This is a genomic window from Kitasatospora sp. NPDC088134, assembly GCF_044741705.1.
Taxonomy (GTDB): domain Bacteria; phylum Actinomycetota; class Actinomycetes; order Streptomycetales; family Streptomycetaceae; genus Kitasatospora.
The window spans coordinates 12,486-37,072 of the sequence record NZ_JBIUTD010000027.1 but is presented as its reverse complement, the minus strand read 5'-3'; the positions used below and the strand labels follow the sequence as shown (position 1 = coordinate 37,072).

Below are 24,587 nucleotides of genomic sequence, written 5' to 3'. Positions count from 1 at the left end.
ACACCGAACTCCTGCGAGTGGCACCGACCGGTCCCTCCCGCGAAGACCTCCTCGCCCTCGCCGCCGCCGACCTGGCCGTCGCCGAACACGGCAGCGCCGCCTCGATCGTCGACCTGCGCCAGGCCGCCCGCACCCGCTTCGGCCTGGAAATCCCCCACACCCGGGCCCAGGCGGCCCTCGCCACCCGCACCGAGGGGCAGCCCACCACCGATTTCCTCCTCAGCAACTGACCCCGCCACCGCCCCACCCACCGGCCCCCGGCACCGCCGGGGGCCCCCACCACGGCCGCCGAGACCCGACAGGAAGCAACGGCGGCCGAACGCGCGTACTGGACCCGCCGAAGCCGTGGTCACCGAAGCAGGCAGTCCGCCGTGACCGGCATCCTCGGCATGAACCGGAAGACCGTACGCAAAGACATCCTCGGCCGGGCCCCGACAGACACCGGTACCAGCAGCACCTCACCACCCCGTGCCGCACCGGCGGCCGCCACCGGGCACCACCGCGGCACTTCGCGGCCCGCCCAGCCGGCCCCGGTGGGCGGGCCGGGCGCAGCGAGAGCGCGGCGACACCCGGTCGGGCTCCGTACCTGCTCGCCGCCCGACCACTGCCACCGCTCAACAAGGCCGTGCCCCTGCCGACCTGTGTCAAGACAGTCGGCCGGCACGGCCACCGCATCACCCGGGCACCCGGGCCTTCGTCCTGCACATCGTCGGCGCCGTGCCAGCGGCGCCGTTCCAAGGGAATCGAGTTTCACGTTGACCAGCGTTCTACGAGCGGCCGCGCTGCTCGCCCTCGCCGTCCTCCTGCTCATCCTGGTACTGCCCGCCCCCCGGCGGTCCCGGCCTGTACACGCCCTCCGGTCCGCGGTACGCCACTGGCTCCGCCCGGTCGAAGGACCGCAGTCGCAACTGGTGCGCCGCGGTGTCGGAGGTGCTGTCGCCGTCGTCGGCATCGCCACCTTCGCCATGGCGGACAGCACCTCCTCGGCCGCTGCCGCCTACGTCCTGGCCACCGCCGGGATCCTGATCTACGGCACCTGACCGTCGCCCCGACGACCGGCGTCCCCGCTCTGCCGCACCGGCCTCCGGTGCGGCAGAGCGCAAAACACGGGACACCGGCCCCCTGGCGCAAACAAGATGTCCACGTACAACCCCGCCACCGCTGCAGCGCCGCCCGTCCGTACGCCACAACCGACTCACCGACCGACACCGCCAGGGGGAGTCCCGCCGTGTTCCGCCACCGACGCCGTTCGATCCTCAACACCATCGACCTGATGCAGCAGCTCAACGCCTCGCTGCGCCGGCACCGGGACAACTGGCGCCGCTCGCGGTTCGCCGGGTGCCCGCTCGACGGACCCTCGGACCTCCAGCAGCAGCTCACGGCCGCCTTCCACGACCACACCCGGTTCCTGTCCGACATGACCGGACTCGCCGTCACCGCCCGCGCTTCCCTGCCCGACACCCCCGAGACCCGCGCCGCCCAGGAGGAGCTGGACTGGGCGGTTTTCCTCACCGGGCAGGTCAACGAGGCGCTGCGGAGCGCCGCCCTCGCGACCTGCCCCGACTACGGGGGCATCTCCTCCCACAGCACGTTCAGGACCTGAACCGCCACCCGGGGGAGCCGGAGAACACCATGCGCGCCGTCCGGCGTGCAGAAGTGACCACAACCATGCCCGCACTTCCTCACGGTATGCCCGGCACCGATGCCGCTGGCCGGCCCGTCTCGGTCCACGACCTGGCCGAAGCGCTTGCCGCCGGCACCGTGGTGCTCGACCTGCCCTACCGCGGCCACCGGGTCCAGGCCGTCGTCACCGGGTTCGGCGCGTTCGCCCGGCGCGACGTCTTCGGCTGCTTCGCGCCGATCTCGCCGGACACCCTGGGCGGGTGGTGGGCATTCGCCGACGTCGAGAGCGCGACCGCGTGGTGCTGCAACTCCCTCGCCGGGAGCCTCTACCGCATCAGCCCGGCCGGCGTCGGCCGACAGTTCGCCGTCTGGCACGGCTCCGGCTGGAGCGTCGAGATCGACCTGGGCCGCCAGCGCTACACGATCGCGACGGGCGCCTCCCCGGCCGCTACCTTCGAGGTCCTGGAGGCCCGCGAGGGCGCCGACGAGCCGCTTGGGCTGGTTGAGGCCCGCGGCTGGGCCTGGCTGCTGGGGCGGATGCCGATCCCCGCTCCCGACTGGCCCCGCAGCATGATCGACGAGTACCTGAGCCGCGTGCTGCTGGTCGGCATCCAGTAGTACGTCGACCCGGGCGCGCCAGGGGTCCAGGGGGTGTCGGCTCCAGTGCCCGGGGAAACCCGGGGCTGATCGACGGTGGTCGGCGCTAGCATGCCCGCAGGTCGGTCGGGGGCGGAGCAGCAGCCTCCCGACCGGCCTGCGGGCGTACAGGCCTGCCCGGCCGGGTCACCCCGTCGCGCCGGAACTCCTCGACGTGAAAGGGGCTGTGACGTGACGGCCAACCTCGACAAATCTCCTTCCGAGGGGGCTGTGGCGCGACCGGTCTTCGACCCTGCCCTGCCCGATTCGCTCGCGCACGCGGTCGCCGACCTGGCCGACGCGGTGCCGCAACTGCTCATAGACGACGGCGAGCCCCTCACCGTCTCGGCCACCGGGGGCAGCTTGATCCCCCCTCAATCCCTGAAGGCCATGGTGTACGGCGCCTGCGGCGGTGGCGGCGCCTGGCTGACGGAGCACCTTCTGGGACCGCGTCAGGAATCCGCCGACACCGACCTCGGCCACCGTCTGGGGCAGATCGACTCCTTGGCGCGCTCCGTCCTCGACGTGTTCCAGACCATCGGGGCGGCCGTCGTCGTCATTGGGGCATGCATCGCCGTTGCGGAGGTCGGCTTCCAGGTGATGCGGAACCGCCTGATGAACAAGGTTCTCGGGCAGGCCCGCGGACACTACGTTCAACCGGGCTGGCTCAGCGCCGACGCCGCCCAGCTCCTCGTCCGGGCGCAGCAAGCCGCCGACGCCGTTCTGTGTTCCCGACTGCACGCGCAGGACATGGAGGGCCTGGGGGCCGCCAACCGCGTGCAGTTGCCGGAGCGGATCTGGTTGCTCGCCCAGTCCCTGCACCGATACAGCCGGGCGAAGGCCGCCGCCACCGTCCGATCGGACAGCGACGGGACGACGCTTCAGGAGTTGCTGGCGGGAGAGCAGGCTGCCCTGGCCACGGTGTACTCCTCCCTCGAGGACCAGGTGCTCGCGCTGGAGGCGTACGCCCGCCAGGCGCAGGAAGTCGACCGGATCGCTGCCGAGCACAGGGCGGTGGAGCAGGTGGAGGCGCGCAGCGGGGCGCTGATGGACCTGGTCGCCGGGACGGCGGCGTCCCAGCTCGCGGTCGCCGAGATCGACCCGTTGGCCGAGAGGGCTTCCGCGGTGGCCCTCTCGCTCGCCGAGGCGCTGACGGCGGCCAAGGAGGCCGCGGCCGCCGCGCTGCCGCCCGGCCGCCGGTAGGTGGTCAGAAGGACCGCTCTTCAGCGCGCGGTCCACACCGGGCAGCCGGCCGTGTGCCGGGTGAGTACCAGCACCGTGCCGCCGTCCAGCACGCTCCTGGTCAGCGTCGTCGAACAGCAGGTGGGCCGCTCCCCGGGCGGCATCGTGTCCGGGGCGGTCTTGCCGACGATGCCGTTCGGTGACAGCGGGGACACCGAGGTGCGGCGGGGGCGGGCCTGCCGCCGGTGGAAGGCTGTTCCTGGTCTGGCCATGCCGCCACCCTGCCTGCTGGTGCCGACGTCGGGGGGCGACACGCCGTTTTTGGCCGCCAGCTCCCGTTTCCGCTGGAGAACGGGGTGTTAGCAGGGCTCCTGCCACCGACACCCCGGCGGCCGGCTCACTACGGGCGCGGGGGAGCCGCCCGGTAGAGGGCGGGGACCTGCGCCGCGCCGCGCCGGTGGAGTCCTGCGGGGGCGGTCCAGTGCGCCGACGGCCACGGAAGGGCGAGTTCGGGTCCGCAGGCGGCGGGGTTCTTGACCGTGTCGAGCACGGCGAGGAACTTCAGCTCCCCGCCGGCCGGGGCGAGGGCGGGTACGGCGTAGATCCGGTTGTCGTTCTCGGACATCCACGGAGTGCCGCAGCCGACGCAGTACCAGCCCTGGCTCGTCCAGGACGTCTTGAGCGTCGCACCGTTCACCGGGCCCAGCGCGAACCGGTCGGCCCCGGTGCCGCACGGGCACCCGGCAACCGAGCGGTACAGGTCGATGTCCGGTACCGAGTCGCGCTGGACGTTGAACCAGCCGGCCGCGGCGCCCAGGGTGCGGGCGAGGGCGGTGCGCTGCCGGGCGTCGGGACGGGTGCGCCCCGCGGTCCACCGGGCGATGTGGTGGTACTCGACCCGGGCGGTGTCGGCCAGCCACTTCGCGCTCTGGCCGGAGGCGGCGTGCAGCAGGCGCAGCCGGCGCGCCAGCGCGTCGAGCCGGTGGACTTCCCAGCAGCGGTGGCTCTCGAGTTCGGCGCGGGCCTGGACCGGGTCGGCTCCGGCGGCCGTCGCCCGCAGCGCGGCACGCTGCAGGTGCGCGTCGGCCAGCCAGGCACGGGCCTTCGCCTCCTCCCACGGCTCGTCGTAGGAGAGGGTGTTGACGATGTCGCCGGCCACTTGGAGCTCCCGGGCCGCGTCCGCAGTGCCCGCGCCGGCCTCGAACACGACGGCCAGGAGCCGCTGGAGGACCGTCAGGCCCACCGGGCCAACCCCCTCCGACAGCAGCGCGGTGGCGGCATCGACCGCCCGCAGCAGCCGTCGTTCGCTGCTCTTGTCCCACCGCTCCAGCATGCTGCGCACCCACATCCTCGGGCCGGCGTCGCGCGGCCAGCGTGGGCAGCAGGCTATCGGCCGCCCTGTGGTGTCCCGGACGAGTTGACCCTTTCGAGTGAACTGCCCACCCACTGCCAGTCCGTGCATAAATCACACGGATACACATAAGATGCACGGAGTTGCATTTAATGCACGGCAATGCAATAATGGCACCATGACTTCACCCATGCGCACGATGGGCGCGCTTGCTACAGCTGCCGCGGGCCTACCGGGGATCGCCCCCCGCGAGCCGGACTCGGAGGAGCCGGTCGGCCTGGAGGAATCCGTACGACTGGCAATCAAGGCCCTGCTGGACGGGACCGGCGAGTCCATCACGAAGCTCGCCGATGGGATCGGCCTCGACCGCTCGAAGATCAGCCGCCGCCTCGACGGCAAGACCGGCTGGACCCTCGGTGACTGCGAGCAGGTCGCCGTTCACTACGAGATCCCCGCTGTCGCTCTGTTCGCGGGCCCCTTCGCTGCGTACCAACTGCTGCCCGAGGCGCGCCGCCGGGCCCCGACCGTCTCCGAGCGGTTCCTGATCCAGCACTTCGGAATCCCGCTCACCGACTTCGTCGCCACCTACCTGCCGCCCGACTTCGCTGCCGTCGCGGAGCCGGCTGCCGAAGCAGCGCCGGCGCAGCCCGAGCCCGCCGAAGCGCCGCCGGCACCGGTCGCAGCCGAACCGGCTCCGGCGAAGGACGCACCCACCCAGCCCGCCCCGGCCGCACCGGCCCCCGTGCCCGACCCGGTGCCCACCGGGGTCTCCTTCCCGGATGAGCGCTACCTGGACCTGGACCTCGGTCCGGACGGGAATCCGGTGCAGGCAGACGAGGCCCCGTGCCTGCGCTGCGGGGTACCCACCCGGCAGCGGATCGGCGGCGAGCCCCGCCACCTCGGCGGGATGTGCTCGCCGACGGCCGCCGGGGCCGCCTCCACCGGCCCGGAAAACCGGCCGGAGAAGCCCGCCACCGTCGAGCTGCCCGCCTCGCAGTCCGAACTGCTCGGCATGATCCACAAGCGGGTCGACGAGGAGGCGCGCCGCCACCAGGGCGAGGTGCGGCCCGCACTGACCGCCCTCACCAAGAAGTCGGTGGTCGACGTGACAGCGCTGTTCCTGCGCTCCCGGGTCGGCGCACGGTACCAGCACACCGCGCACCCCCCGAGCCTGGAGATCCTGCGCCAGCCCGCCCAGGGCAAGTCCGACCAAGTCTGGGAGGCCCGCCCGAACTGGCGGAACGAGGCGCTCATCGCCGAACTCCGCACGGGGGAGCGCCGACTCGTCGAACGACTCGACATCAACGGCGCCTACCTGTCGGCCCTTAAGGTGCACTTGCCGATCGGTCAGCTCCACCACAACCCCGACGGCACGTACGACCCCAAGCACGCCGGCCTCTACCTCATCACCCCTCCGACCTGGAATCACCCCCACCTGCCCAACCCCATCGGCAACCGCGACGAACCGGGCCCCATCTGGATCACCAGCTCCACGCTGCGCCTGCTGCTGCGCCTCGCGGGGCCCAGGATGGGCAGCCTCTGCGAGAAGCCGATCATCCACGAGTCGTACACCGCCTACGCCAGCGAGAACCTCCTGGAGGAATTCCGAGTCGTCCTGACTAAAGCCCGCCAGGAGGCGATCGACGCAGGCGACGATCTGACGTATGAATACGTCAAGGACATGTATTCGAAATTCGTCTCAACCATGGGCGAGAGCGGGGCGCAGCGCAAACTCCACCGCCCCGACTGGATGCACATCATCCGGTCGCAGGCGTTCGCCAACCTGTGGCTCAAGGGTCACAAGCTGCACCTTGCAGGTGTGCATCTTGTGGCCATGAAGGGTACCGACGAAATCCACGTCGTCGGCGACTGGCGATCGGTGTTCACCGAAGGAAGGAAGGTCACCGAAGTGAAGCTTAAGGAATCCGATTTTTCGGTAGGGGGTGAATAGTAAATGGCAGGCAGGTGGACGGACCTCGGCCGATACAAGGCCCGGGGAATTCCTGGCGGTATCGCCATGGCCATCACCCTGGAGCAGGCGGTCACCGGCATCAAATCACCGGTCACCACGGCCCGAGGACTCGCCGCCCGGCTGAAGTACCTCACCAAGAGCAAGGGCGGCCGGGAGGCGATGGCCCGCGCGGGAATCACGGTCAAGCCGGAGACGGTCGACAACTGGATCAACAAGAAAACGGTCCCGCAGCGCGGCAACCTGGAGAAGATCGACGCCGCCTACTGGGACTACCGGCGCCGCAACCTCGCCAAGGAGTTCAAGGACCGCCTGAACGACGACGGCAACGGCACCGAGATCGAGATCTACCCGGTGGACCAGCGCCAGGTCGAGCAGAAGTACAAGCGGGACATCCAGATCCGGCGGAAGAACATCCGCGGGAACCTGTGGAACGCCATCGTCGACGCCTGGGCCGAGGGCGACGAGAACGCACTCGACATCTGCTGGGACGAGATCCTCAACGAGCTGGACAGCGACTACGACAGCTACACCTTCGTCAGCGCGGTCGGGTTCGGCGTGTAGGCCAGCGGCCGTCCAGTCGGGTCGGGAGCAGCGGCATACGCGGCTGCTCCCGACCCGCTTGTGCAAGCGGACAGCGATAGAAGCCGGGCCGGAACCGCTCCTGCCCGATGTAGCCCCCTCGCCGACAGCAGGCCGCTCACCACCCCGGTGGACCTCACTGACTGTCCCCACCTTCGGATCGGAGCAACAGCGATGAACGGCTACGGCCGCATCCAGCTCGCGCAGCACCTCATGGACGCCGGTCACTCCCTCGACTACGCCGCCGGAGCCGCCGCCCGCAACGACTTCGACGTCCTCGACTGGGCCGCCAGCGCAGCGGAGTCGGCGATGTTCGACAGCCCCGACGGCCGCAGCGACGACTACGGCCAGGGGTGGATGGACGGTGCCGCCGCCGTCGAAGAGCGGCTGCTCGTCGAAGCCGAACGCGCCCGTCTCGAGGCAGCCGCTGCCGGCATCACCGTCCCGCCGCAGTCGCCGTCCCTGCGCCCCGAGCTGGCCGAACGGGCCGCCGCCCGCGTCGCCGAACGCGAGGGCTCGCTCGCCCGTGCCTTGACCCCTCGGACAGCCCAACTCCCCACCCGGCCGGAGGGACAGCCCCGCGTCGAGGACGAGTACCGGCAACCCCTGGACGAGGACGGGGAGCCGGTTCGCCTGGCCGTCCACCACGTCGACGGCCAGCTGCTGCTCCCGGCCGAGCAGGTGACCGCCATGGTGAGGGGCATCGCCCACCTCTGGAGGCACTGGCGGGGCGGAGGAGCACCGCTGGACCTGGACACCACCGCCCGACTGTGCCAGTCCCTGGAGGACTACGCCACCGACCTCGACGCCGAACTCGCTGCAGCCCGCTCCACCCGGACACCCTGACGGCGGGGAGCAGCCTCGCCTTCAGCCTGCCGGACGCAGCTCGGCCAACAGCCGCCTCTGCTACTACCGGGCCGTGCACGCCTGGCGGCCGGACCGCCGCCGCAGCGAACGCGGCCCAGATCACCATCAACGTCCACCGCGGGTACCGCATCGCGTCATAACGATCTCGGGTGATGATCAGCCCTCGCTACGAACGTGGACCCGAAGGGACGCACAGCGGACTCTCTGCGAGACTTCCGATGCTCCCGATTCAGCCGGTAAGGAATCCCAACGCCGTGGAACACATCTACATCTGGTCTGCCAAGCACTACCCGGACGTGCTCTACGCCCCCGATGTGCGGCCCGAGGAACGGGTGCCGCGCCTGGAGGAAACTCCGGGCTGGACGGAGCAAGGACGCTGGCGGCGCCGGCGCGCGGCGATTGACGCCCTGGGGGAGAGGGCCATAAGGACAATCGACGACATCCCCAAATACCACGGGCTCCGTGTCCACGGCCTCGACACCACCACAGACTTCCCGGAAGACGTCCCCGCTCTCCAGCATGTCTGGAGGAGGTGCCAGCAGGTGTGGCGGTCCGCCCAGGCCGTTTCGGGGGTCGTCGATCTCCAAGACGTCGACCACGTGCTCGCCGGCGAGCTCTGGGTCTGCACTTCGCTGATCAAGGACCTGTTCGAGCTCAGCTGCGCGCCGTACGAGACCGGCAAGGCCCAGCAGGAGCTGTACGGCAAGCTGGTGGAACGTCTGCAGGATCTGGAACGCCTGCAGAGGGAGAACGAGGACCTCTACCGGGCGGCGGGGAGCAATTCGACGACGCTTCCCGAGGTCGTCCGCAAGGCGCTGGCCCGGGCCGAGGTTGTCGGGGAGTACCGGCCCGCACACGAGTTGTCCGAGGTCACCGGCGAGATGCGGGAACTGGTGCAGAAGATGCGGGACGCACCGTCCGCCGCAGTCGAGGAGCCCGAGTGAGAGCACCGTTTCTTCCTGCGGCAGCCGGTTGATCGCGGGACGGTCCGCCTGACCGTCCACCACATCGACGGCCGGCTGCCGCTCCAGGGCTCGCCGGTGCCGTCCTTCTCGCGCTGACATCGCAGGTCCGGCCTCCTCCGATGAACGGCGGCCGGCACACCGCGGGACGCTCCCCGGCCCGGAGCCTCTAGGAGGCGTGATCCGCCACCCAGCCCGGGATCGGGTCCGTACCGAGGTAGGTGGTGATGACGTCGGCACGTCGGGGGAGCAGGCCCCGCAGGTTTCTCACGATCAGGGCCTGGTCCTTCGCCGGTGCCAGCGCGGGGTTCCAGAGGTTGACGGGAACGATGGCGATCGGGTGCACCGGGAGGCTGCTGGATATCAGGTCCCCGACCGTGAGGTCGGTGGGCGGGAGGCTGTAGCCCATGAGGACCAGTTCGTCGTGCTCGCCGAGTTCGGAGATCGCCTTCGCGGCCTTGCGCCACTGCGCGGTGAGCAAGTGGCTGGTGTAGTAGGGCGTCTTCGTCGCCACCGGGGGGATGATCACCGGAACCATGTCGGCCGTGAGGTCGCCGATGTCAGCCGCCAGCACGTCGTGCATCCCGGACTTGAACGCGCCGCTCCACCGGGTGAAGTAGATCGGCTCGCCGGGATGTCCGTCGAGGCCGGAGTACCACCATGACAGGGAGCCGTGCAGTTTGAGCAGGCCGAATGCGGCAGACGGCCACGCGCCCGGCGCGCTGCCGACGCGCGCGTCCGCCGGGGTGAGGGCGATCAGGTGGAGATCGCGGGCGTCCCCCCGGCCCCGCTCGTCGTCCTTGTAGACCGTGGCGTAGGCCAGTTCCACCAGCTGGTCGTAGTTGAAGGTGATCACCGTGGACTGGTGCTTGTTCCAGTAGCGGACGAGGGTGGCGAGCCAGGGCGGGCAGTCCTCTGCAGCGGCCTTCGCCTCCGCCTTCGAGACGACCTCGGCGATGCCTTCCGCAACTGCGGCGAAGTCGGATCGGTCGCGCAGCGCCTCGGCCCGGGACCTCCAGGGGCCCGGGTCGGCCAGGGCGGACAGCCAGCGTTCGACGTTGCCCCCGTACAGCTCCGGTCCGTTGGTGATCCCCACCGCTCTGACCGGGTCCGACTCCATCACCTGGTTGGCGAGTTCCTTGAGCATCGGCATTGCGTCGCTGATGGCCCGCGAGAAACCGGCGCCCAGGACGAAGACCCTCTTCATGGTTCGACGGTAGGCCGCCGAGCGGCCGTCGGCCCGTTGGAGCGGCGGGCCGCCTTCCGGCCCAGCCGCCACCACATCACCGGGCAAGTACGCCGGCCCCGCGGCGACGCGCTGCTCCTGCCCGGGTCGCTACGCCGTATGCCGGGCAGGAACAGCCGGGCGACGTTGGGGCGGCAGGTGCCGGTCGGGGAACGCCGGTGGTGGGCCCGGCCCCGGGTACGGGGAGTCGGAAGCCGGGGTGGAGACGAACGGATGCCCGTCGGTGCAGGTGGTGCGCAGCCCGGTGCCGACGGGGAGTGCCTGGAGGGTCAGGGTGGTTGCCGTACGGGCGTTGGGCGCGATGCCGGCGCGGCTGCCGGCAGACGTTGGCGGCCAGGGCGCCGCCGGGCAGCCGCTGCTGCTCCGTGGTCTGCCGGGCCGCCGCCGCGGCCTGGCCGCGGGGGTCGAGCAGCAGCACAGCATGTGGGCGGCCGTGACTGCGCTCCCCACGTTGGGCGGGCGGGTTCGTGCCAGGTGGTGCGGACGACCGTGCCGCCGGGGGAGAGGTGTTCGCTGGACCGGGGCCGGCAGTGCCCGCCGCAGCGTGCAGCGCAGTCGGCGTCCGGTCCCGGCGGCGGGATGCCCGCGGCGTCGGGTGGAAGTCCTCGCGTCGGGTGCTGTGCCCGCCGCGCGGCGAGGGTGGATCCGGTTGTCGTCCGGACGGAGGGGCGCGGGGGGCTGCCCGGGCGGAGGGACGTGGCGAACGCGTCGGCGCAGTGGTGGGCCGATGTCGTCCGCCTTGGTGGCCTGCCTCTTCAGGATCCTCGGTCCGGCGGCCTGCCGGTGGTTGCTCCGGCGAGGGCGTCATGATTTTTTGCTTGCCGCCATCTCCGCACACAAAGGGGGTTGCTTCAGTGCAAGAGCCTGGTAGATTCAGTCTTGCGATGACGGTTCGTCAATTCGTTCTACTCACTACGGAAGCAAGGAGAGATCGTTGGCATTGGAGGAGTTGTGGGGCTCAGCAGATGTTGCCGAGGCCCTCGGGATTTCGCGGCAGCGCGTGGACCAGCTGGTCGAGGACGGCCGGCTCCCCGGCCCGTTCGCCAAGCTCGGCAAGCGCGGCCAGAAGGTCTGGCGGGCGGACGACATCCGCCTGCACCGTACGAGTACCGCGGACGGGGAACGCCTGCCGATGCCGGTGTGGTCCTCCGTCGCCCCTCCGGACCGGCCCCTGGTACTGGCCGTGGACGAAGTGATGCAGTTCGGCACGCGCTACGCCCAGGAGCCGCCGCTGCAGGTCCACGTCCGGATCTGGCGCGGAACGGCAGGTGGCCAGGCGCGCACCGTGGTGATGTACGGCGCGATCGAGGAGTCCTTGATGACCATCGTCAACAGGGCCGAGGAGATCGCCACCACCATCACCGCCACCTACCTGGGGCCGGAGACCCGGCGCGCCTACTTTTTCCACTTCTTCCCGCCGGAGAGCGAGGACGATCTTCCCGGTTCGCGCTCCGCCCAGGGGGAGATCGACTACGTCTCCTTCCGCTTCCCGGCCGCCGAGGGCGCTGGCGAGGGCCTGCTGGGCCAGCTGCTCAACAGGGGAGGTGGCGGGGGGCTGTGGGACGGTCGGCTGGACCGGCCGCGGTGGCTGACCATCTCCCGCGCCGACCTGGTGCGCCTGCTGGGCCGCATGCCCGACCTGGACTACCCGCCCCGCACCTACACCGCCGCCACCGTCACCGCGCTCGCCTCCGGCAACCGCCCCGTCGAGGTCGAGCTCGACCCCGACGGCCTGCGCACGCAGATGCGGCACATCACCGCCCTGGTCGCCACCAGCGACGCCCTGCTCGAAGGCAAAGTGCCCGCCGCACTGCGGCCGCTGGCCGACTGGGCCGCCACCGATGCGGCAACGGCCGCCCGCGCCTTCGACACGGCGGCCGCGCTGCTCGCCGGGCCGGCCTCCCGCGTCCTGCGCGACTACCGGCGGGCCGCCGAACGGACCCACCCCGGCGACCACCTGGTCCGCCGCCGCTGGCACACCCCCACCGACGACGAACTCGCCATCCTGCAGGTGCTCATGGAGCTGACGGAGGCACAGGAGAACACCGCCGTTCTACGGCGCCACCGCGCCCTGGTGAAGAAGCTCGTCGCGGCCGGCCGCAACGCCCTGCAGACGGGCGCCCCCGACGTCGACGAGGTCCTCGTCGACGCGCTGGCCGCCGCCGCGGCCTCGTACACCTCGGCGCTGCGGCACCTGGACCCGCAGCTGTTCGACGACCCGGACCCGGCGGCGGTCAACGTCGGCGTGATCGGCCAGGCGGAGAGTGCGTACCTGGGGACGATCTCCTGGTGGGGTCCGGCCGGCACCGACCAGGCCCGTGCCGCCAAGCTGCGCGAGCACATCCTGCCCTCGGAGCACTTCCGCTTCGGCTACGACCCCTTCGGACGCCTGGTGCTGCAGGACACCAAGAAGGAGGAGTTCGTGGTGGAGAAGCCCCGTCGCCTTCCCGCAGACCCCTACCCCGACGACGCCGTGCTGATGGCGACTTCCTCCACCGTGTTCGTGGCCCTGCCGGACGGCCGGGTTGACCTCCTGGCGCTCGACCCGCGCGACAACTGGGCCACCGAAACGTCCTGGGGCTACGGCGGTACAGGTCCGCACACCCTCGCCAAGTCGCTCGCGTACGCGCTGCTGGAACACCCGGATGCCGAACGCCCCCTGGAACTGGAGGAGCGGCCGGCCGACGTCCGCAAGGCGCTGGAGGACCTGACCAGCGACACGCTGACGAACGGCACACCGCTGCGGATCACCGTCGGCGAAGTCCGCGCGATCGCTACGGCGGCCGCCTGACGTACCTCGGGCCGGGACACCCGAGCGGGTGCCCCGGGCCGAGGTACGTGGCCACAGCAGCAGGTCTGCGGACCGTCCGGATCACACGGAAAGGTCTCCGAAACCCGACGGTTTCCGGTGAGTGGAAACCGTCGGATCCAAGAACCCGCAGCTCCGCTCCCGCCCGCAGAGAGAGAGGGGGCTATGCAACCAGCGACAGCCAGCCCGTGGAGGGCGGCCAGCGCAGCGGCCGCATCCCGCCGCGGGCGCCGAGCACGTCGGCGCAGCGGCCCTCGATGGCGTCGAGGGCTCCGGCCGGGGTGTGGTCGGCGAGGTGCAGTACGCGGACGGCGACGAACGCGGCCCGCTTGGCGGGGACGGCGTCGTGGTCGTCCAAACGCCCGGTGAGGCCGTCCACGCGGCTGGCCTGGCCGAGCCAGCGCAGTCGGCCCGCGGCGTCGGTGATCAGATAGATCCCGGTGAGGACGTCCAGGGCGTCGAAGCGCGAGCGGTCGGCCCAGGGTGTGGGGTCCAGGTGGGAGTGCTGCAGGTGGCGGCCTGCGGCCATGGAGACCATCGCCAGCAGCGGAGTGGTCAGCGCGGGCCCGACGGGCAGGTGCGTGCGGCTCACCACGCGCCCTCGACCGTCTCGTTGAGGAACCGCTCGACCTCGGAGGGCCCGGCCAACGAGCCCGCCCCCCGCGCGTCACCGGGCCCGGGTCCGGCAGCACGGCCCCCGCTTGCCAAACTACAACGGAGCGTTGTAATTTGTGGTCATGACTCCGACGCTGCTCGACCCCGCCTTCGTCGAGACCCGGCACAACACCCTGCGCGACGACCCTGTCGTGATCGAGCCGAGCCGCACCGTCCTCAACAGCCGGGGTGAGCCCTACCGCCGCCGGGCCGTAGTGGAGCGCGACAACGATCCCGCCACCTGCGTCCTGATCCGGCGCGCCCGTCGGCGCATCGACGGCGAGTCCGTCCCCGGCATCGAGCTCACCCCGTACCTGCATGACGACCCGCTCCACCCCCACGACGCGTTCCTCCCGGACGCCGACTGGGACGACCCGGAGATCGAGACGCAGACCCAGCGGCTGCGGCTGGAGATCGTCGCCGCCGTCGGTATCGCCCCCGTGGACGCGCTCCGGGAGCGGATCAAGGCGCTGGGCGATCCCCAGGAACTCATCGGGAAGTTCCCCGAGCTGCGCGGCGCGCTGGCGGCCCGGATCAAGTCCGGCGACGCCTCCCCGGCCGACCTGGAACTGCAGGCCCGGGTGGACCGGGCCGAGGCCGAGTTGAAGGAGTTGCGCCGCCAGCTCGGGCGGGCGCGCTGGCGGCTGCTGGCCCACCTCTACCGCCACGGCATGCCCGCCGACCGGATCGCCGAGGTGCTCGACCTCCCGGCACAGACCGTGGACCGCTGTATCACCTGCGTGTCCAACTCCGGAGCCGCGGCGCTGCTCGACATCGAGGTGGGCACCTGGAAGAGCTACGTGTCCCGGGGCCAGGCCCCCGCCGCGGAGGACCACATCGGGGCCGAGCCCGTCTGGCACCTGGACACGATCATCGCCTACATGAAGACCCGCCCCTACAAGGAAGGTCTGCCCCGCAAGGCACGCCGCCCCGCCGTCACCGGCTGAACCCCTGCTCGGCACCGGGGACCCGAGTGAACCGACCCGCCGCCACCCGCGACCGCGGCCACACCCTCGGCCGCACCACCGCGAAACTCCTCACCCCCACCTGACCCCCGCCCCCGGCAGCGGCCTGCCACCCGCGACGACAGGCCGCTGCCGATACCTTGGTGCCGCCACGCCCTTGCCCGCGCTCGCGGGACTCCCCCGCCGGGCTCGTCCCGGCCGGACGGCCCGGCGCCCGCAGGACCCCGCAGCCCCGTCCGGGCCCCGGAGACACCTGCCCGGGCCCGACCTCTCCGCGCGCGCGGAGTTCCTGCGGCCCGGCCCCGTGCCGCACCCCGACGCAAGGACGACATGAACTACCACCCGCCCAAGGACCCGCTTTTCTTCCACCCGGCGGGGAATCCGCCGACCTCGGAGCAGCGGCGCCTCCACGCCCTGCACGTCGCGCAACGCGACGCCCAGCGGGCCGCGCAGCCCGAGAGGCTCCGCCGCCTCCACGACTGCGCGGCCCGCGCCGACCCGGCCGGGCTGCTGACCGCCGTCCTCCTGCGGCACCACTACTCGGCCGCAGGCCGGTGCACCCTCCTCGACCCCGCTCTGCTGGCCGCCTGGCGGCTCGACGGCACATGGATGGCCCTCGCCTACGCCCCGCCCGCCGTGCGCGGGGCCCTGCCCGAGCAGGCCGTGCACACCGCCCTCGCCTACGTCGCCGACCTCCTGACGGCCCGTCCGGAACCCGTCGACGCGCCGAAACGCCGACGCGGAGCCGCGCCGGGCCCGATCCCCGGCCTGCCGCCCGGCGAGGGCCGCCTGCTCGCCGACCTGGTGGTGGGCACCTACCTGGTCGCACCGCAGACCACCCCCGCCGCCGACACCGACGGCACGATCGACTGGCTCCTCGTACGCTGCCTCGGCGCGCACGAGAGCGCCCCCGTCGCGCCCCCGGCCGGCACCACCGCGCCCCCGTCGCCCGCACCGACCCCGCCCCCGCCGCCCGCCCCCGAACCGGTGCCCGAGCCCGAGCCCGCCCCGGTGGCCTACCCCCCGCACGTCCGACCGCCGCTCCCCCCGCCGCCCACCCCCTACCGCAGGCGCACCCGCCTCGACCCCGAGACGGTGATGGGCTGGCTGGACCCGGCCGACCTCGCCCAGGGCGTGTACGCCTGGCAGGACACCCGCGACGGCATCATCGTCTCGCTCCTCATCGAGCGCCGTCCGTACCCGACACCCGAGCAACGGGACGCGGCCCACCGCCGGATCTGGCGCAGCCTCCTCGACCCGCAGAACACCCCCGGCCACGTCGCGGAGGTCGAAGGCGTCGCCGACGACAGCCGCTACGGCGAACCCGAGCACCTGCTCACCGACCCCGACGACACCGCGCACCTGGCGAGATTCCTCCGCGTCCACGGCACCACCACGGTCGTCCCCCGCGGACCCCGGACCCCGGCCACCGCCACCGTCGAACGCCCGCGCGTGCTGCCCCCGCTGCCCCCGCTCGACCTCGCCCCACCCGACCCGCAGACGATCGGCCAGGCCGAGCAGCAGGCCCGGCGCCGGACCGCCGAAAACGGCTGGGAGCCGGTCGCGCCCTGGCCGGGCAGCAGCACCCTCCCATGGCAACGGCGCTGCCTGGCCTGCGGATTCACCGTCAACCTCCCCAGCTCCGGCATCCACCTCGGCCGCTGCCGACACCCCTACCTCGACGAGGAGGAGGCCGCCCTCGCCCTCGCCGCCTCCCGCGGCTGGACACCCGCCGCACCCTGGCCCGGCTCCCCCACCGTGCCCTGGGACCTGGTGTGCACACACTGCGGCGCCACCCGCTCCCCCAAAGTCTCCGTCGCCCGCCCCTCCACCCTCAAGCCCTGCACCGAAGACCACAACACACCGCCGGCAACAGCCCCCGCCGGCCCGGCCCCCCGGGCCCGGTGGATTCTGCCCCCGACACAGTGACGCCCCACCGCTCGGTGCTCGCCGTCGGCACCATCCGGTGACACGGGCGCCCTGCTGGTGGTGGCGGCCCGCTGGGGCGCCGCTCGCTGCTGGGGGAGCCGCCCCCGCAGCACGCGACAGTAGGCACGCTCCGCAGGTAGTGGTGGGTCCGGCGTCCCCGCACCGGGCGGATGCCAGTGAAGGAGGTCCGGACGAAAGCGGTACCGGCTGGCGTGGTGCTCCGCCCAGGCCCGGGCCGACGCCGGGCGGGCCGGCTCGAGCTGCACGAGGTCCTGGAGGGGGGTACTGGGGCGGCTCCACAGCCTGGTCGGCGAGCAGCCGCACGGCGAGGAACTCACCGACGCCATTTTGGATGTCCTGCGCCCGCTCGTCACCGCCCCGGGCTGCCAAGAACGCGAGGCCTGGGTGCACCAGTGCTGAACATCGCCGCCCGGCGGCTTCCCGCCGGGTACTGGCGGACGGTCGTCCACCCTGAACGGGGATGGCACAATTCCCTTTGTGTCCTCGGAGTTGAGTGGTCTGCGCGCCTGGCTGACGAGTCTGGACGACTCCCTCCTCAGTGAGGTGCTGAGCCTGCCCACCTCCCTCCCCTACGCCGCCGGCATCCGCGTCGAGGCGCGGGGCCGATGGAGGGCGCGTGAGCTGCGTTCGGCGAGGGCGTACCTGCACCGCGCCACGCTCGCCGAGCTGCGCGCCCTGTCCCGGCAGGGGACGAGCTTCGCCACCCACCTGCTGGTCCACCACCACGGCCTCGCCGCGGATGCGCTGGAGGACGTGACGGGGGAGTTGGCGCAGCGGATGCTCTCCGATCTTCCCCCGGTTCCGGCGCGGTTCCTGTACTACTACCTCGTGATCGAAGAGCCGGGGCTGCCCGACCAGTTGGGCATCACCGGCGAGGAACTGCTGGCGCTCGCGGACCGTCCGGGATCGCCAGAACCCCACTCGTGCGGGGACAACGACGGGACGGGCGGACACCTCCCTGGTCAAGTAGCAGGTGAAGAGCTCCACGAAAGGGTGATCGTGCCAGTGCTGCCCACCGGCGAAGGGGTACTCGGCGACGAGCTGGCTGCGCTGCGGCAGACGGCCATCGGCCTTGCCGGGAACTTGCGGGCAGCAGCGGACCTGGCCGACGCCGGAAGTCCGCTGCCCGCGGGCCTGGGCGAGGAGATCACCGACTTCAACGCTTTGCGGAGTGCCCTGGCGGAACGCTTGGCCGAAGCCGCCGGACAGGTGCCCTCCGCCACGGAGTCCTGGGCGTTCGACGATTTCGACCGGGTCCGGGAGCTGGTTCTCGAGAGCGAGCGGGAAGCCCAGCGCCGGCAGGCCCAGGCGGAGGAGCTGCGCGGGCGTGTCGCGAAGTACGAGGCCCTCATGCAGGAGGAGGACGACCAGGACGCCCTCGCGGTCCTCGCCATGGTCCGGGACAAGTACCTCGAACAACTGGCCTCCATCGAGACGGCCGGGGCGTCCCCCGTCGAGGAATCGGAGCCGGCGGCCGCCGCCGGCAAGGCGGCCGCCCGGCAGCCCGCCGTCGAATCGGCGGCCGCCGCGGCCGACGGCCCGCCGGAGGAGCCGGAGCAGGCTTCTCCGCAGAACATGCCGGTGCAGGACAGCGCGCCCCCCGTCCCCGAAGCGGCCGACGAACCGGACGTTGCCCCGGTTCCCGAGCCGCACCCTTCACCGGAATCGGTCCAGGGCCCGGCCGCCTCGACCCGCCCGGCCGACGAACCGGACCAGAGGGACACGGACACGGCCGTGGACGCGGAGCCCGGCGACGGCACGGACTCCACCACCGACAGCCTCCCCGAGGGCGAGGGCGAGGGCGAGAGGGCGGGGGAGTGCGAGCGGCCCGCCATCATGACGTGGTCGACCACCGAGGACGGGCCCGGCCCGGTGGCCGACCTGGTGCGACAGGGACGCCTGGCCGAGGCGTACTGGCTGACCAAGGGGTCCGGCGAGAGCGAACTGCGGGCCGAGACGCTCGCGTTCGTCGAAGCCGCGTTCTCCTGCACCACCGAGGCCGCCGGTACCCGCGTGTTGTCCGCGTTCAACCGCAACGCCAAGGAGGACTTCCGCGACGACCGCAGCGCCCAGATCGCCGCCATCGTGGCGTCCCTGCGGGCCGGGTTCGTCGCGGGCTGGCCCAACGACCTCCTCAACCAGTTCGACCCCGCCGCCGCGCTGCCCGAGCAGTGGGCCGCGTTCGTCGAGGCCGCCGTCCACACCGTGCGGCACTGCCAGCGCATCAACCCCGCCACCGGAGGTCTGGACCACCCCGCGCCCGGCGTGACGCGTGAACAGATCGGCGGCCAGGCCCGGGAGTTGCTCACCGACCTGCCCCGGCGGCGCACCAGCTACGAGCGCGCCACCCAGGTCCTGGCCCGGCTCGCCGCCCCGGGCCAGCCGCTGGGCTCCGCCCTGCAGACCGTCGTGGACTGGGCGGCCGGCACCGCCACCGCCGCCGACCTCGACACCGCAGCGTCCTTCCTGGCCGACCCCGACCAGCTGATCGACGGCGCCGACACCCTGGTCCGCAACCCCAAGCAGGCCAAGGAGACCATCGAGGCCAAGGCCCGCCGCTCCCTGCTGCGCGCGATCGGCAGCGTCAGCGACCTCCTCGACCAGGCCCGCAGTATCGCCGCGTCCCAGGCCGACACCCGCCCCGACGTCTCCGCGGTGCTGCGCGCCGCGCTGTCCGCCGCCGCCCAGGCCCCCGCGCTGCCCGGGGTCGACGGCGCGCTGCTGGACCTGCTGTGCCAGTGGCTGCGCGGCGACGCGGTCGCGGCGAACCGGGCCTCGGCGCGGGCCGAGGACTTCCCGGACGACCTCTGCGACTACCGGCCCGACGACCGGCCGCTGCTCGTGCTCCCCGGCCTGCCCCGCCACCCGGACGGCGCCCCCGCCCCGGAGGACGACGGCTTCGCCCCGACCGTCCTGGACCTGCTCGCCCCCACCGACGCCTCCGACGCCGTCCTGGCGCACTGCGACAGGGGAGACATCCACCTCGCCGAGGCCCTCACCGCCGCCGTGGAGCAGGGCGCCGTACCCTCCGCCCGGGACAACGGCACCGGCGCGGACCGCACCGAGGCGATCGACCGGGCCCGCGCCAAGTGGAGCACCCGCCTGCGGGCCGAGCACGCCGCCGCCTCCGGCCTCCTGGCGGAGGTCCGCATCCAGCGCACCCTCGACCCCGTCGTCGAACGCGAACTCGCCGGCGAGCTCGAACGACTCGAGGAGCCCCGCCCCGGCGGTGCCTACGGCCCCGCCGTCCGGCAGATCGACGCGCTCACCCAGCAGATGCGCACCGCCGTGCAGGTCTACGCCGTACGGCTGCGCTCCGAGTTCGCCGCCCTCGACCTCGACCCGCGCACCCGCGCCGCGGTCGACAAGCTGCTCGACATGCACGACACCGCCACCGCGGAGGAGTACCTGTCGCTGATCAAGCGCGGGGAGTCCCTGCCCGACTGGGGCAGCACCGACTGGGGCGCGGACCTCACCGCTTTCTCCGACGGGATCGACCTGGCCGCCGACGAGGGGCGCCTGCAGCAGGGCCACAGTGCCCGCCCGTGGGCCCGCCACTACGCCGGCGGCAACGACCTCACCGCCGAGGTCGAGCCCGCGCTGGAGGCGTGGGACGCCCTGTGCGACGCCTCCGTCCGCAACCAGGAGTGGCAGCGCCACCTGCCGCGCATGCTGCGGCTGCTCGGGCTGGAGGCCGACCAGGCGACCCTGAAGCTCGACAACCGCTCGGTCGGTCAGATCCGCGCCACGCTGCGCGCCACCGCCTCCGAGTCCCGCCCCGGGTACGTCGCCCCGCTCGGCTCCGACGCCCGCGGCCGCTACAACGTCCTCATCGTCGCGGACAAGCAGGTCGGCCGCAGCGTCCTGGACCTCCTCGACGAATCCGACAGCAGCGCCACCCTGGTCCTCTACCTCCACCCCATGGGCCTGACCGGCCGCCGCCAGCTGGCCGCCCGCGCCCGCAGCGGCATGCGCCAGGCCCTGGTCGTCGACCCCGCCGTCGTCGGTTGGATCGCCGCCCGCTACCCCCGCAGCTTCCGCGCCACCCAGCGCGTCACCCTGCCGTGGACCGCGTTCAACACCTACACCCCCTTCGTCGCCGGCCTCGTCCCCACCGAGGTCTTCTACGGCCGACGCGACGAGATGAGCCAGGTCATCGACCCGCGTGGGGGACTGTTCCTCTACGGCGGCCGCCAGCTGGGCAAGTCCGCCCTGCTGCGCCGCGTGGAGAACACCTACGCCACCGAGCACCGCAGCGTCGTCTTCCTCGACCTCAAGGCCCGCGGCATCGGCGAGGCCGAGCCCGCCGAACGGATCTGGGCCGACCTCGCCGCCGAACTCCACCGCCGCGGAGTCCTCGGCAAACCGAAGACCACCGACACCCCCGACACGGTGGTCGAACGCATCGAGGCCTGGCTCGCCGCCGACGAGGAGCGGTCCCTGCTGGTCCTGCTCGACGAGGCCGACGCCTTCCTCAACGCCGACTCCCGCTCCGTCCACAGCCGCGGGGGCGAGGCCACCTTCCCCAACGTCCTGCGCTTCAAGCGGCTCATGGACGACGAGCAGCGCCGGTTCAAAGTCGTCTTCGCCGGCCTCCACCAGGTCCAGCGCTTCGGCCACCTCTCCAACGTCCCCCTCAAGCACGGCGGCCCGGACATCCTCGTCGGCCCGCTCAACCCCTCCGAGGCCCAGCGCCTGGTCGTCGAACCAATGGCCGCCCTCGGCTTCGTGTTCGAACGCCCCGAACTCGCCTGGCGCGTCCTGGCCGCGACGAACTTCCAGGCCTCCCTGGTGCAGCTGTTCTGCTACCAGCTCGTCTCCGCGCTGCGCGCCGCACCCACCACCGACGCCACCTGGCCCATCGTGGTGACCGAGGCGGACATGCGCAGCGTCAGCGCCTCGCCCCTGGTGCGCACCCAGATCGCCGACCGGATGCGGATCACGATCAACCTGGAGGACCGCTACCGTCTCCTGACCCTGATCATCGCCCTGCGCAGCCAGAAGGACGGCTACCGCGGCAGCTACGGCGCCGACGAACTCCTCCAGGAGGCCCGCCGCCGCTGGCCCGAGGGCTTCCGCGAGCTCAACGCCGACCAGGTCCTGATCTACCTCGAGGAGATGGTCGGACTCGGCCTGCTCGTCATCGTGAGCCGCCCCGGCGACCAGCTCGCCTTCGCGGTCCGCAGCCCCAACGTCGTCAACATGCTCGGCACGCCGGAGGACCTCGAACGCGAACTCGCCCAGACCGAGTTCCGCCTGCCCTACGAGTACAACCCCCGCTACTCCCGCCGCATGGTCGGCCTGGGCGGGGGCGGCATCCAGCAGTACAGCCCGCTCACCGAGGAGCAGCTGTCCTCCGTCACCGGGCCCGGCACCGCGGCCGTCTGCGTCACCAGCGCCTTCCGGCCCAAGCTGCTGATGACCGCCGTCGAAACCTACGCGGCCGCCCGCGACCTCACCGTCGTGCGCACCAGCGGCCCCGACCTGCCCGGGCACATCGACCGGGGCGCCGACCACCTCCTGCTCGTCGACCTGCGCGGCGCCGCCGACAGCGACCTGGACAACGCCCTCGCCCTGCTCCACGCCACCGCTCCCGGCACCCAGGGCCCGGCCGGAGGCGAGCGCCGCGCCGTCCTGCTCGTCGACCCGGCCGGCGTCCGCGGGCGCAGCGGCGTCCTCGGCAACGCGATCCGCCTCGAACGCTGGAGTGCCGACAGCCTGCGCGCCTGGCCGGAATGCCCGTTCGACACCCCGCAGCAGCGCCAGGCCGTGATCGAGGCCACCGGCGGGTGGCCCGTGCTCGTCGAGATGGTCGTCCACCAGATCACCCGCACCGGCGCCGGCCTGGAGAGCGTCCTGGAGAAGATCCGGGCCATGACCGCCACCCCGGAGTACGGCCGCACCCACCTGGAGCACGTCGGCCTCGACACCGGCATGGCCCAGCTCCTCACCCAGTGGACCCAGCTCCTCGACGAACCCGAGCCCGACACCCCCGCCCGGATCGCCGACATCATCGGCGTGCCCGAGGACGAGATCCTCGACGTGGTCTCCCGGCTCGTCGACCTCGGCGTCATCGACCAGGGCGACCACGGCATCGCACTCGATCCGGTCACCTTCCGCGCCCTCGCCGCCGTGACGGCGGGTGCATGACCCGCCCCGCCCCCCAGGAACCGGCCGCCCACGACCTCACCGCCCTGCCGGGCGTACGCCGGTGGACGATGCGCGTCGCCGCCGACCTCGCCGCCGGCCACAGCTGCCTGCTGATACTGCCCACCACCGCGGCAGCACACGCCGAGGACCTTCTGAACGCCGTCCTCGGCAGCCGGAGCGACTGGCTGCGCGTCCCCCCGCCCGGCACCGAACCCGCCGACACCGAACCCGCCGGCCCCGAGGACGACCCGCCACCCCTGTGGTCCGGCCAGCCGCCGATCCTCCACGACCTCGACGACGGAGATTTCGTCGTCGGCCTGATGACCGCGGCCTTCGGCGCGCAAGCCGCCCTCACCCCCCTGCCGCCCCCGCCCCCGCCGCGCACCGGCCCCGCCCACACCAACAGCATCGAAGCCCGGCTCGAAAGCCTCCTGCCCGCCCGCACCTCCGGCAACGACCCGGCGGACGACGTGTACCGCCGCCTGACCGCCGACCACGCCGACGGCCGAACCTACGTCCTGAACGCCGCCGCCGAGGACGACCCCGACGCACTCGCCCGCCTGCTACTCCGCCTCCCCGCCACCGTCAAGGCCGCCGGCCTCCAGCCCCACCGGCGCCCCCGGCTCCTGGTCGTCGCCACCGCCGACCGCCTCCCCGCCACCGCCCCCGACGACCTGCCCCGCAACGATGTGGCCGTCCACTGGTGGTGGGGTACCCTCGGCCGCCTCGACACCGCCTCGGTCACCGCCGTCAGCCGCCCCCAGCGCGCCCGGGCCTCGACCGGCCTCGCCCCCGCCGGCGACACCCACATCGCCGAGGCGGTGATCCAGGCCACCATCGTCGAGGTCTGCGGCCCCCACCTCGCCCTCGCCGCCACCCTCGCCACCTGCTGGGACGGCCGCCCCGAAACCCTCCACGCCGCCCTCGCCACCACCTGCCGCGCCCACCCCGCCCCACCCGGCACCCAGCACCCTCCAGCCCACCGCATCGGCGCCCTCGCCCACCAGCCCCCCGACGCCCTCCGCGAGCAGTGGAACAACGGCACGATCGATGCGTGGGACGGCCACCTGCGCCCCCACCCCTCCCTGCTGTGCGCCGGCAGCGACCACACCGCCCTGCACAAGCTGCTCTGGGTCGCGCACAGCCGCACCCTGCTGCCCCTCATCGACGACGCCCGGGAAGCCCTCGCCGCCCAGGTCCTGCCCACCAGCACCCTCGGCGACGACGAACTGCTGCACCTGTACGGCCCCGAAACCGCCCCCGGCACCACCAGCAGCACCCACGACAGACTCCACGCGATCGAACTGGGCAAGATGCTCAGTGCGAAGACCCGCGGAGTCCTCCGCTTCGATCCGCCGCAGACCTCCGCCCTCCATACCCTGCGCAACGCCCGGAACCTGCTCTCCCACCGTCGGCACCTCCCCGGCACCACCCTCGACCTCCTGCTCCCCAAGCTCAGCCCCTGACCCCGCGGCCGCCACAGCAGCCGGTCGGCCCGCGCAGGCACCGAGAGCCGGTTCCGGCACCACCGCCGGGTTCAGCCGGGTGCGGCGCTGCTCAAGCTGAAGGGGCGTGACGGGCCGCGGCGATGTCCGGGACGCCATGACGGAGCGGGTGGCGCGTCCGAAGATTCGGGTCACG

General features: G+C 72.5%; 18 protein-coding genes. 14 read left to right on the top strand and 4 right to left on the bottom strand.

Annotated elements, in window-relative coordinates; all coding sequences use genetic code 11:
* The first annotated feature begins 17 nt into the window (after positions 1–17).
* The 5 genes from ACIOHG_RS30650 (at position 18) to ACIOHG_RS30630 (ending at position 3,462) form a co-directional block, all read left to right on the top strand.
* A complete protein-coding gene (locus ACIOHG_RS30650) occupies positions 18–230 on the top strand; it encodes a hypothetical protein (RefSeq protein WP_400955436.1) in 213 nt (70 codons plus the stop codon).
* Positions 231–755: 525 nt separating this feature from the next.
* A complete protein-coding gene (locus ACIOHG_RS30645) occupies positions 756–1,040 on the top strand; it encodes a hypothetical protein (protein WP_400955435.1) in 285 nt (94 codons plus the stop codon).
* Positions 1,041–1,228: 188 nt separating this feature from the next.
* Positions 1,229–1,603: a hypothetical protein gene (locus tag ACIOHG_RS30640; RefSeq protein ID WP_400955434.1), complete on the top strand. Its 375-nt coding sequence runs from the start codon at positions 1,229–1,231 to the stop codon at positions 1,601–1,603.
* An 86-nt stretch (positions 1,604–1,689) separates the two neighbouring features.
* Positions 1,690–2,241, top strand: coding sequence for a hypothetical protein (locus ACIOHG_RS30635; RefSeq protein ID WP_400955432.1), 552 nt, complete (start codon positions 1,690–1,692; stop codon positions 2,239–2,241).
* A 210-nt stretch (positions 2,242–2,451) separates the two neighbouring features.
* The gene (locus tag ACIOHG_RS30630) at positions 2,452–3,462 is read left to right on the top strand and encodes a hypothetical protein (RefSeq protein WP_400955431.1); all 1,011 of its coding nucleotides are present in this window, start codon (positions 2,452–2,454) and stop codon (positions 3,460–3,462) included.
* A 20-nt stretch (positions 3,463–3,482) separates the two neighbouring features.
* Here the strand turns inward: ACIOHG_RS30630 and ACIOHG_RS30625 are convergent, their stop codons facing one another.
* Both ACIOHG_RS30625 and ACIOHG_RS30620 read right to left on the bottom strand, forming a co-directional pair.
* On the bottom strand, positions 3,483–3,713 hold the full coding sequence (locus ACIOHG_RS30625; RefSeq protein WP_400955429.1) for a hypothetical protein: 231 nt from the start codon (positions 3,711–3,713) through the stop codon (positions 3,483–3,485).
* 128 nt (positions 3,714–3,841) lie between these two features.
* On the bottom strand, positions 3,842–4,783 hold the full coding sequence (locus ACIOHG_RS30620) for a hypothetical protein (RefSeq protein WP_400955427.1): 942 nt from the start codon (positions 4,781–4,783) through the stop codon (positions 3,842–3,844).
* 187 nt (positions 4,784–4,970) lie between these two features.
* On the opposite strand from ACIOHG_RS30620, the gene ACIOHG_RS30615 reads away from it, so the two are divergent.
* The 4 genes from ACIOHG_RS30615 to ACIOHG_RS30600 all read left to right on the top strand — a co-directional run bounded on the left by ACIOHG_RS30615 (position 4,971) and on the right by ACIOHG_RS30600 (position 9,154).
* Entirely contained in the window at positions 4,971–6,743 is a 1,773-nt protein-coding gene (locus ACIOHG_RS30615) for a helix-turn-helix domain-containing protein (protein ID WP_400955426.1), read from the top strand.
* Between the two features lie 66 nt (positions 6,744–6,809).
* A complete protein-coding gene (locus ACIOHG_RS30610) occupies positions 6,810–7,325 on the top strand; it encodes a transcriptional regulator (protein WP_400955424.1) in 516 nt (171 codons plus the stop codon).
* A 192-nt stretch (positions 7,326–7,517) separates the two neighbouring features.
* Positions 7,518–8,189 carry a hypothetical protein gene (locus tag ACIOHG_RS30605; RefSeq protein WP_400955422.1) on the top strand — a complete coding sequence of 224 codons (672 nt, stop codon included), beginning with the start codon at positions 7,518–7,520 and terminating at the stop codon, positions 8,187–8,189.
* Positions 8,190–8,464: 275 nt separating this feature from the next.
* Positions 8,465–9,154, top strand: coding sequence for a hypothetical protein (locus tag ACIOHG_RS30600; RefSeq protein WP_400955421.1), 690 nt, complete (start codon positions 8,465–8,467; stop codon positions 9,152–9,154).
* Positions 9,155–9,341: 187 nt separating this feature from the next.
* Here ACIOHG_RS30600 and ACIOHG_RS30595 read toward each other — a convergent pair whose 3' ends face one another.
* Entirely contained in the window at positions 9,342–10,379 is a 1,038-nt protein-coding gene (locus tag ACIOHG_RS30595) for a hypothetical protein (protein ID WP_400955420.1), read from the bottom strand.
* A gap of 1,039 nt (positions 10,380–11,418) precedes the next feature.
* Between ACIOHG_RS30595 and ACIOHG_RS30590 the strand changes: the two genes are divergently transcribed.
* Positions 11,419–13,209 (top strand): hypothetical protein, encoded by a 1,791-nt coding sequence (locus ACIOHG_RS30590; RefSeq protein WP_400955418.1) that lies wholly within the window; start codon positions 11,419–11,421, stop codon positions 13,207–13,209.
* A gap of 181 nt (positions 13,210–13,390) precedes the next feature.
* Here ACIOHG_RS30590 and ACIOHG_RS30585 read toward each other — a convergent pair whose 3' ends face one another.
* Positions 13,391–13,819, bottom strand: coding sequence for a hypothetical protein (locus ACIOHG_RS30585; RefSeq protein WP_400955416.1), 429 nt, complete (start codon positions 13,817–13,819; stop codon positions 13,391–13,393).
* A gap of 145 nt (positions 13,820–13,964) precedes the next feature.
* Here ACIOHG_RS30585 and ACIOHG_RS30580 point away from each other — a divergent pair, with 145 nt between their 5' ends.
* The 4 genes from ACIOHG_RS30580 (at position 13,965) to ACIOHG_RS30565 (ending at position 24,412) form a co-directional block, all read left to right on the top strand.
* Positions 13,965–14,828 (top strand): hypothetical protein, encoded by an 864-nt coding sequence (locus ACIOHG_RS30580; protein WP_400955415.1) that lies wholly within the window; start codon positions 13,965–13,967, stop codon positions 14,826–14,828.
* Between the two features lie 348 nt (positions 14,829–15,176).
* Positions 15,177–16,775 carry a hypothetical protein gene (locus tag ACIOHG_RS30575; RefSeq protein WP_400955413.1) on the top strand — a complete coding sequence of 533 codons (1,599 nt, stop codon included), beginning with the start codon at positions 15,177–15,179 and terminating at the stop codon, positions 16,773–16,775.
* Positions 16,776–17,273: 498 nt separating this feature from the next.
* Positions 17,274–22,946, top strand: coding sequence for an AAA family ATPase (locus ACIOHG_RS30570; RefSeq protein WP_400955411.1), 5,673 nt, complete (start codon positions 17,274–17,276; stop codon positions 22,944–22,946).
* Positions 22,943–24,412: a hypothetical protein gene (locus tag ACIOHG_RS30565; RefSeq protein ID WP_400955410.1), complete on the top strand. Its 1,470-nt coding sequence runs from the start codon at positions 22,943–22,945 to the stop codon at positions 24,410–24,412. Before ACIOHG_RS30570 ends, ACIOHG_RS30565 begins: the two co-directional genes overlap by 4 nt.
* The last annotated feature ends 175 nt before the right edge of the window (positions 24,413–24,587 follow it).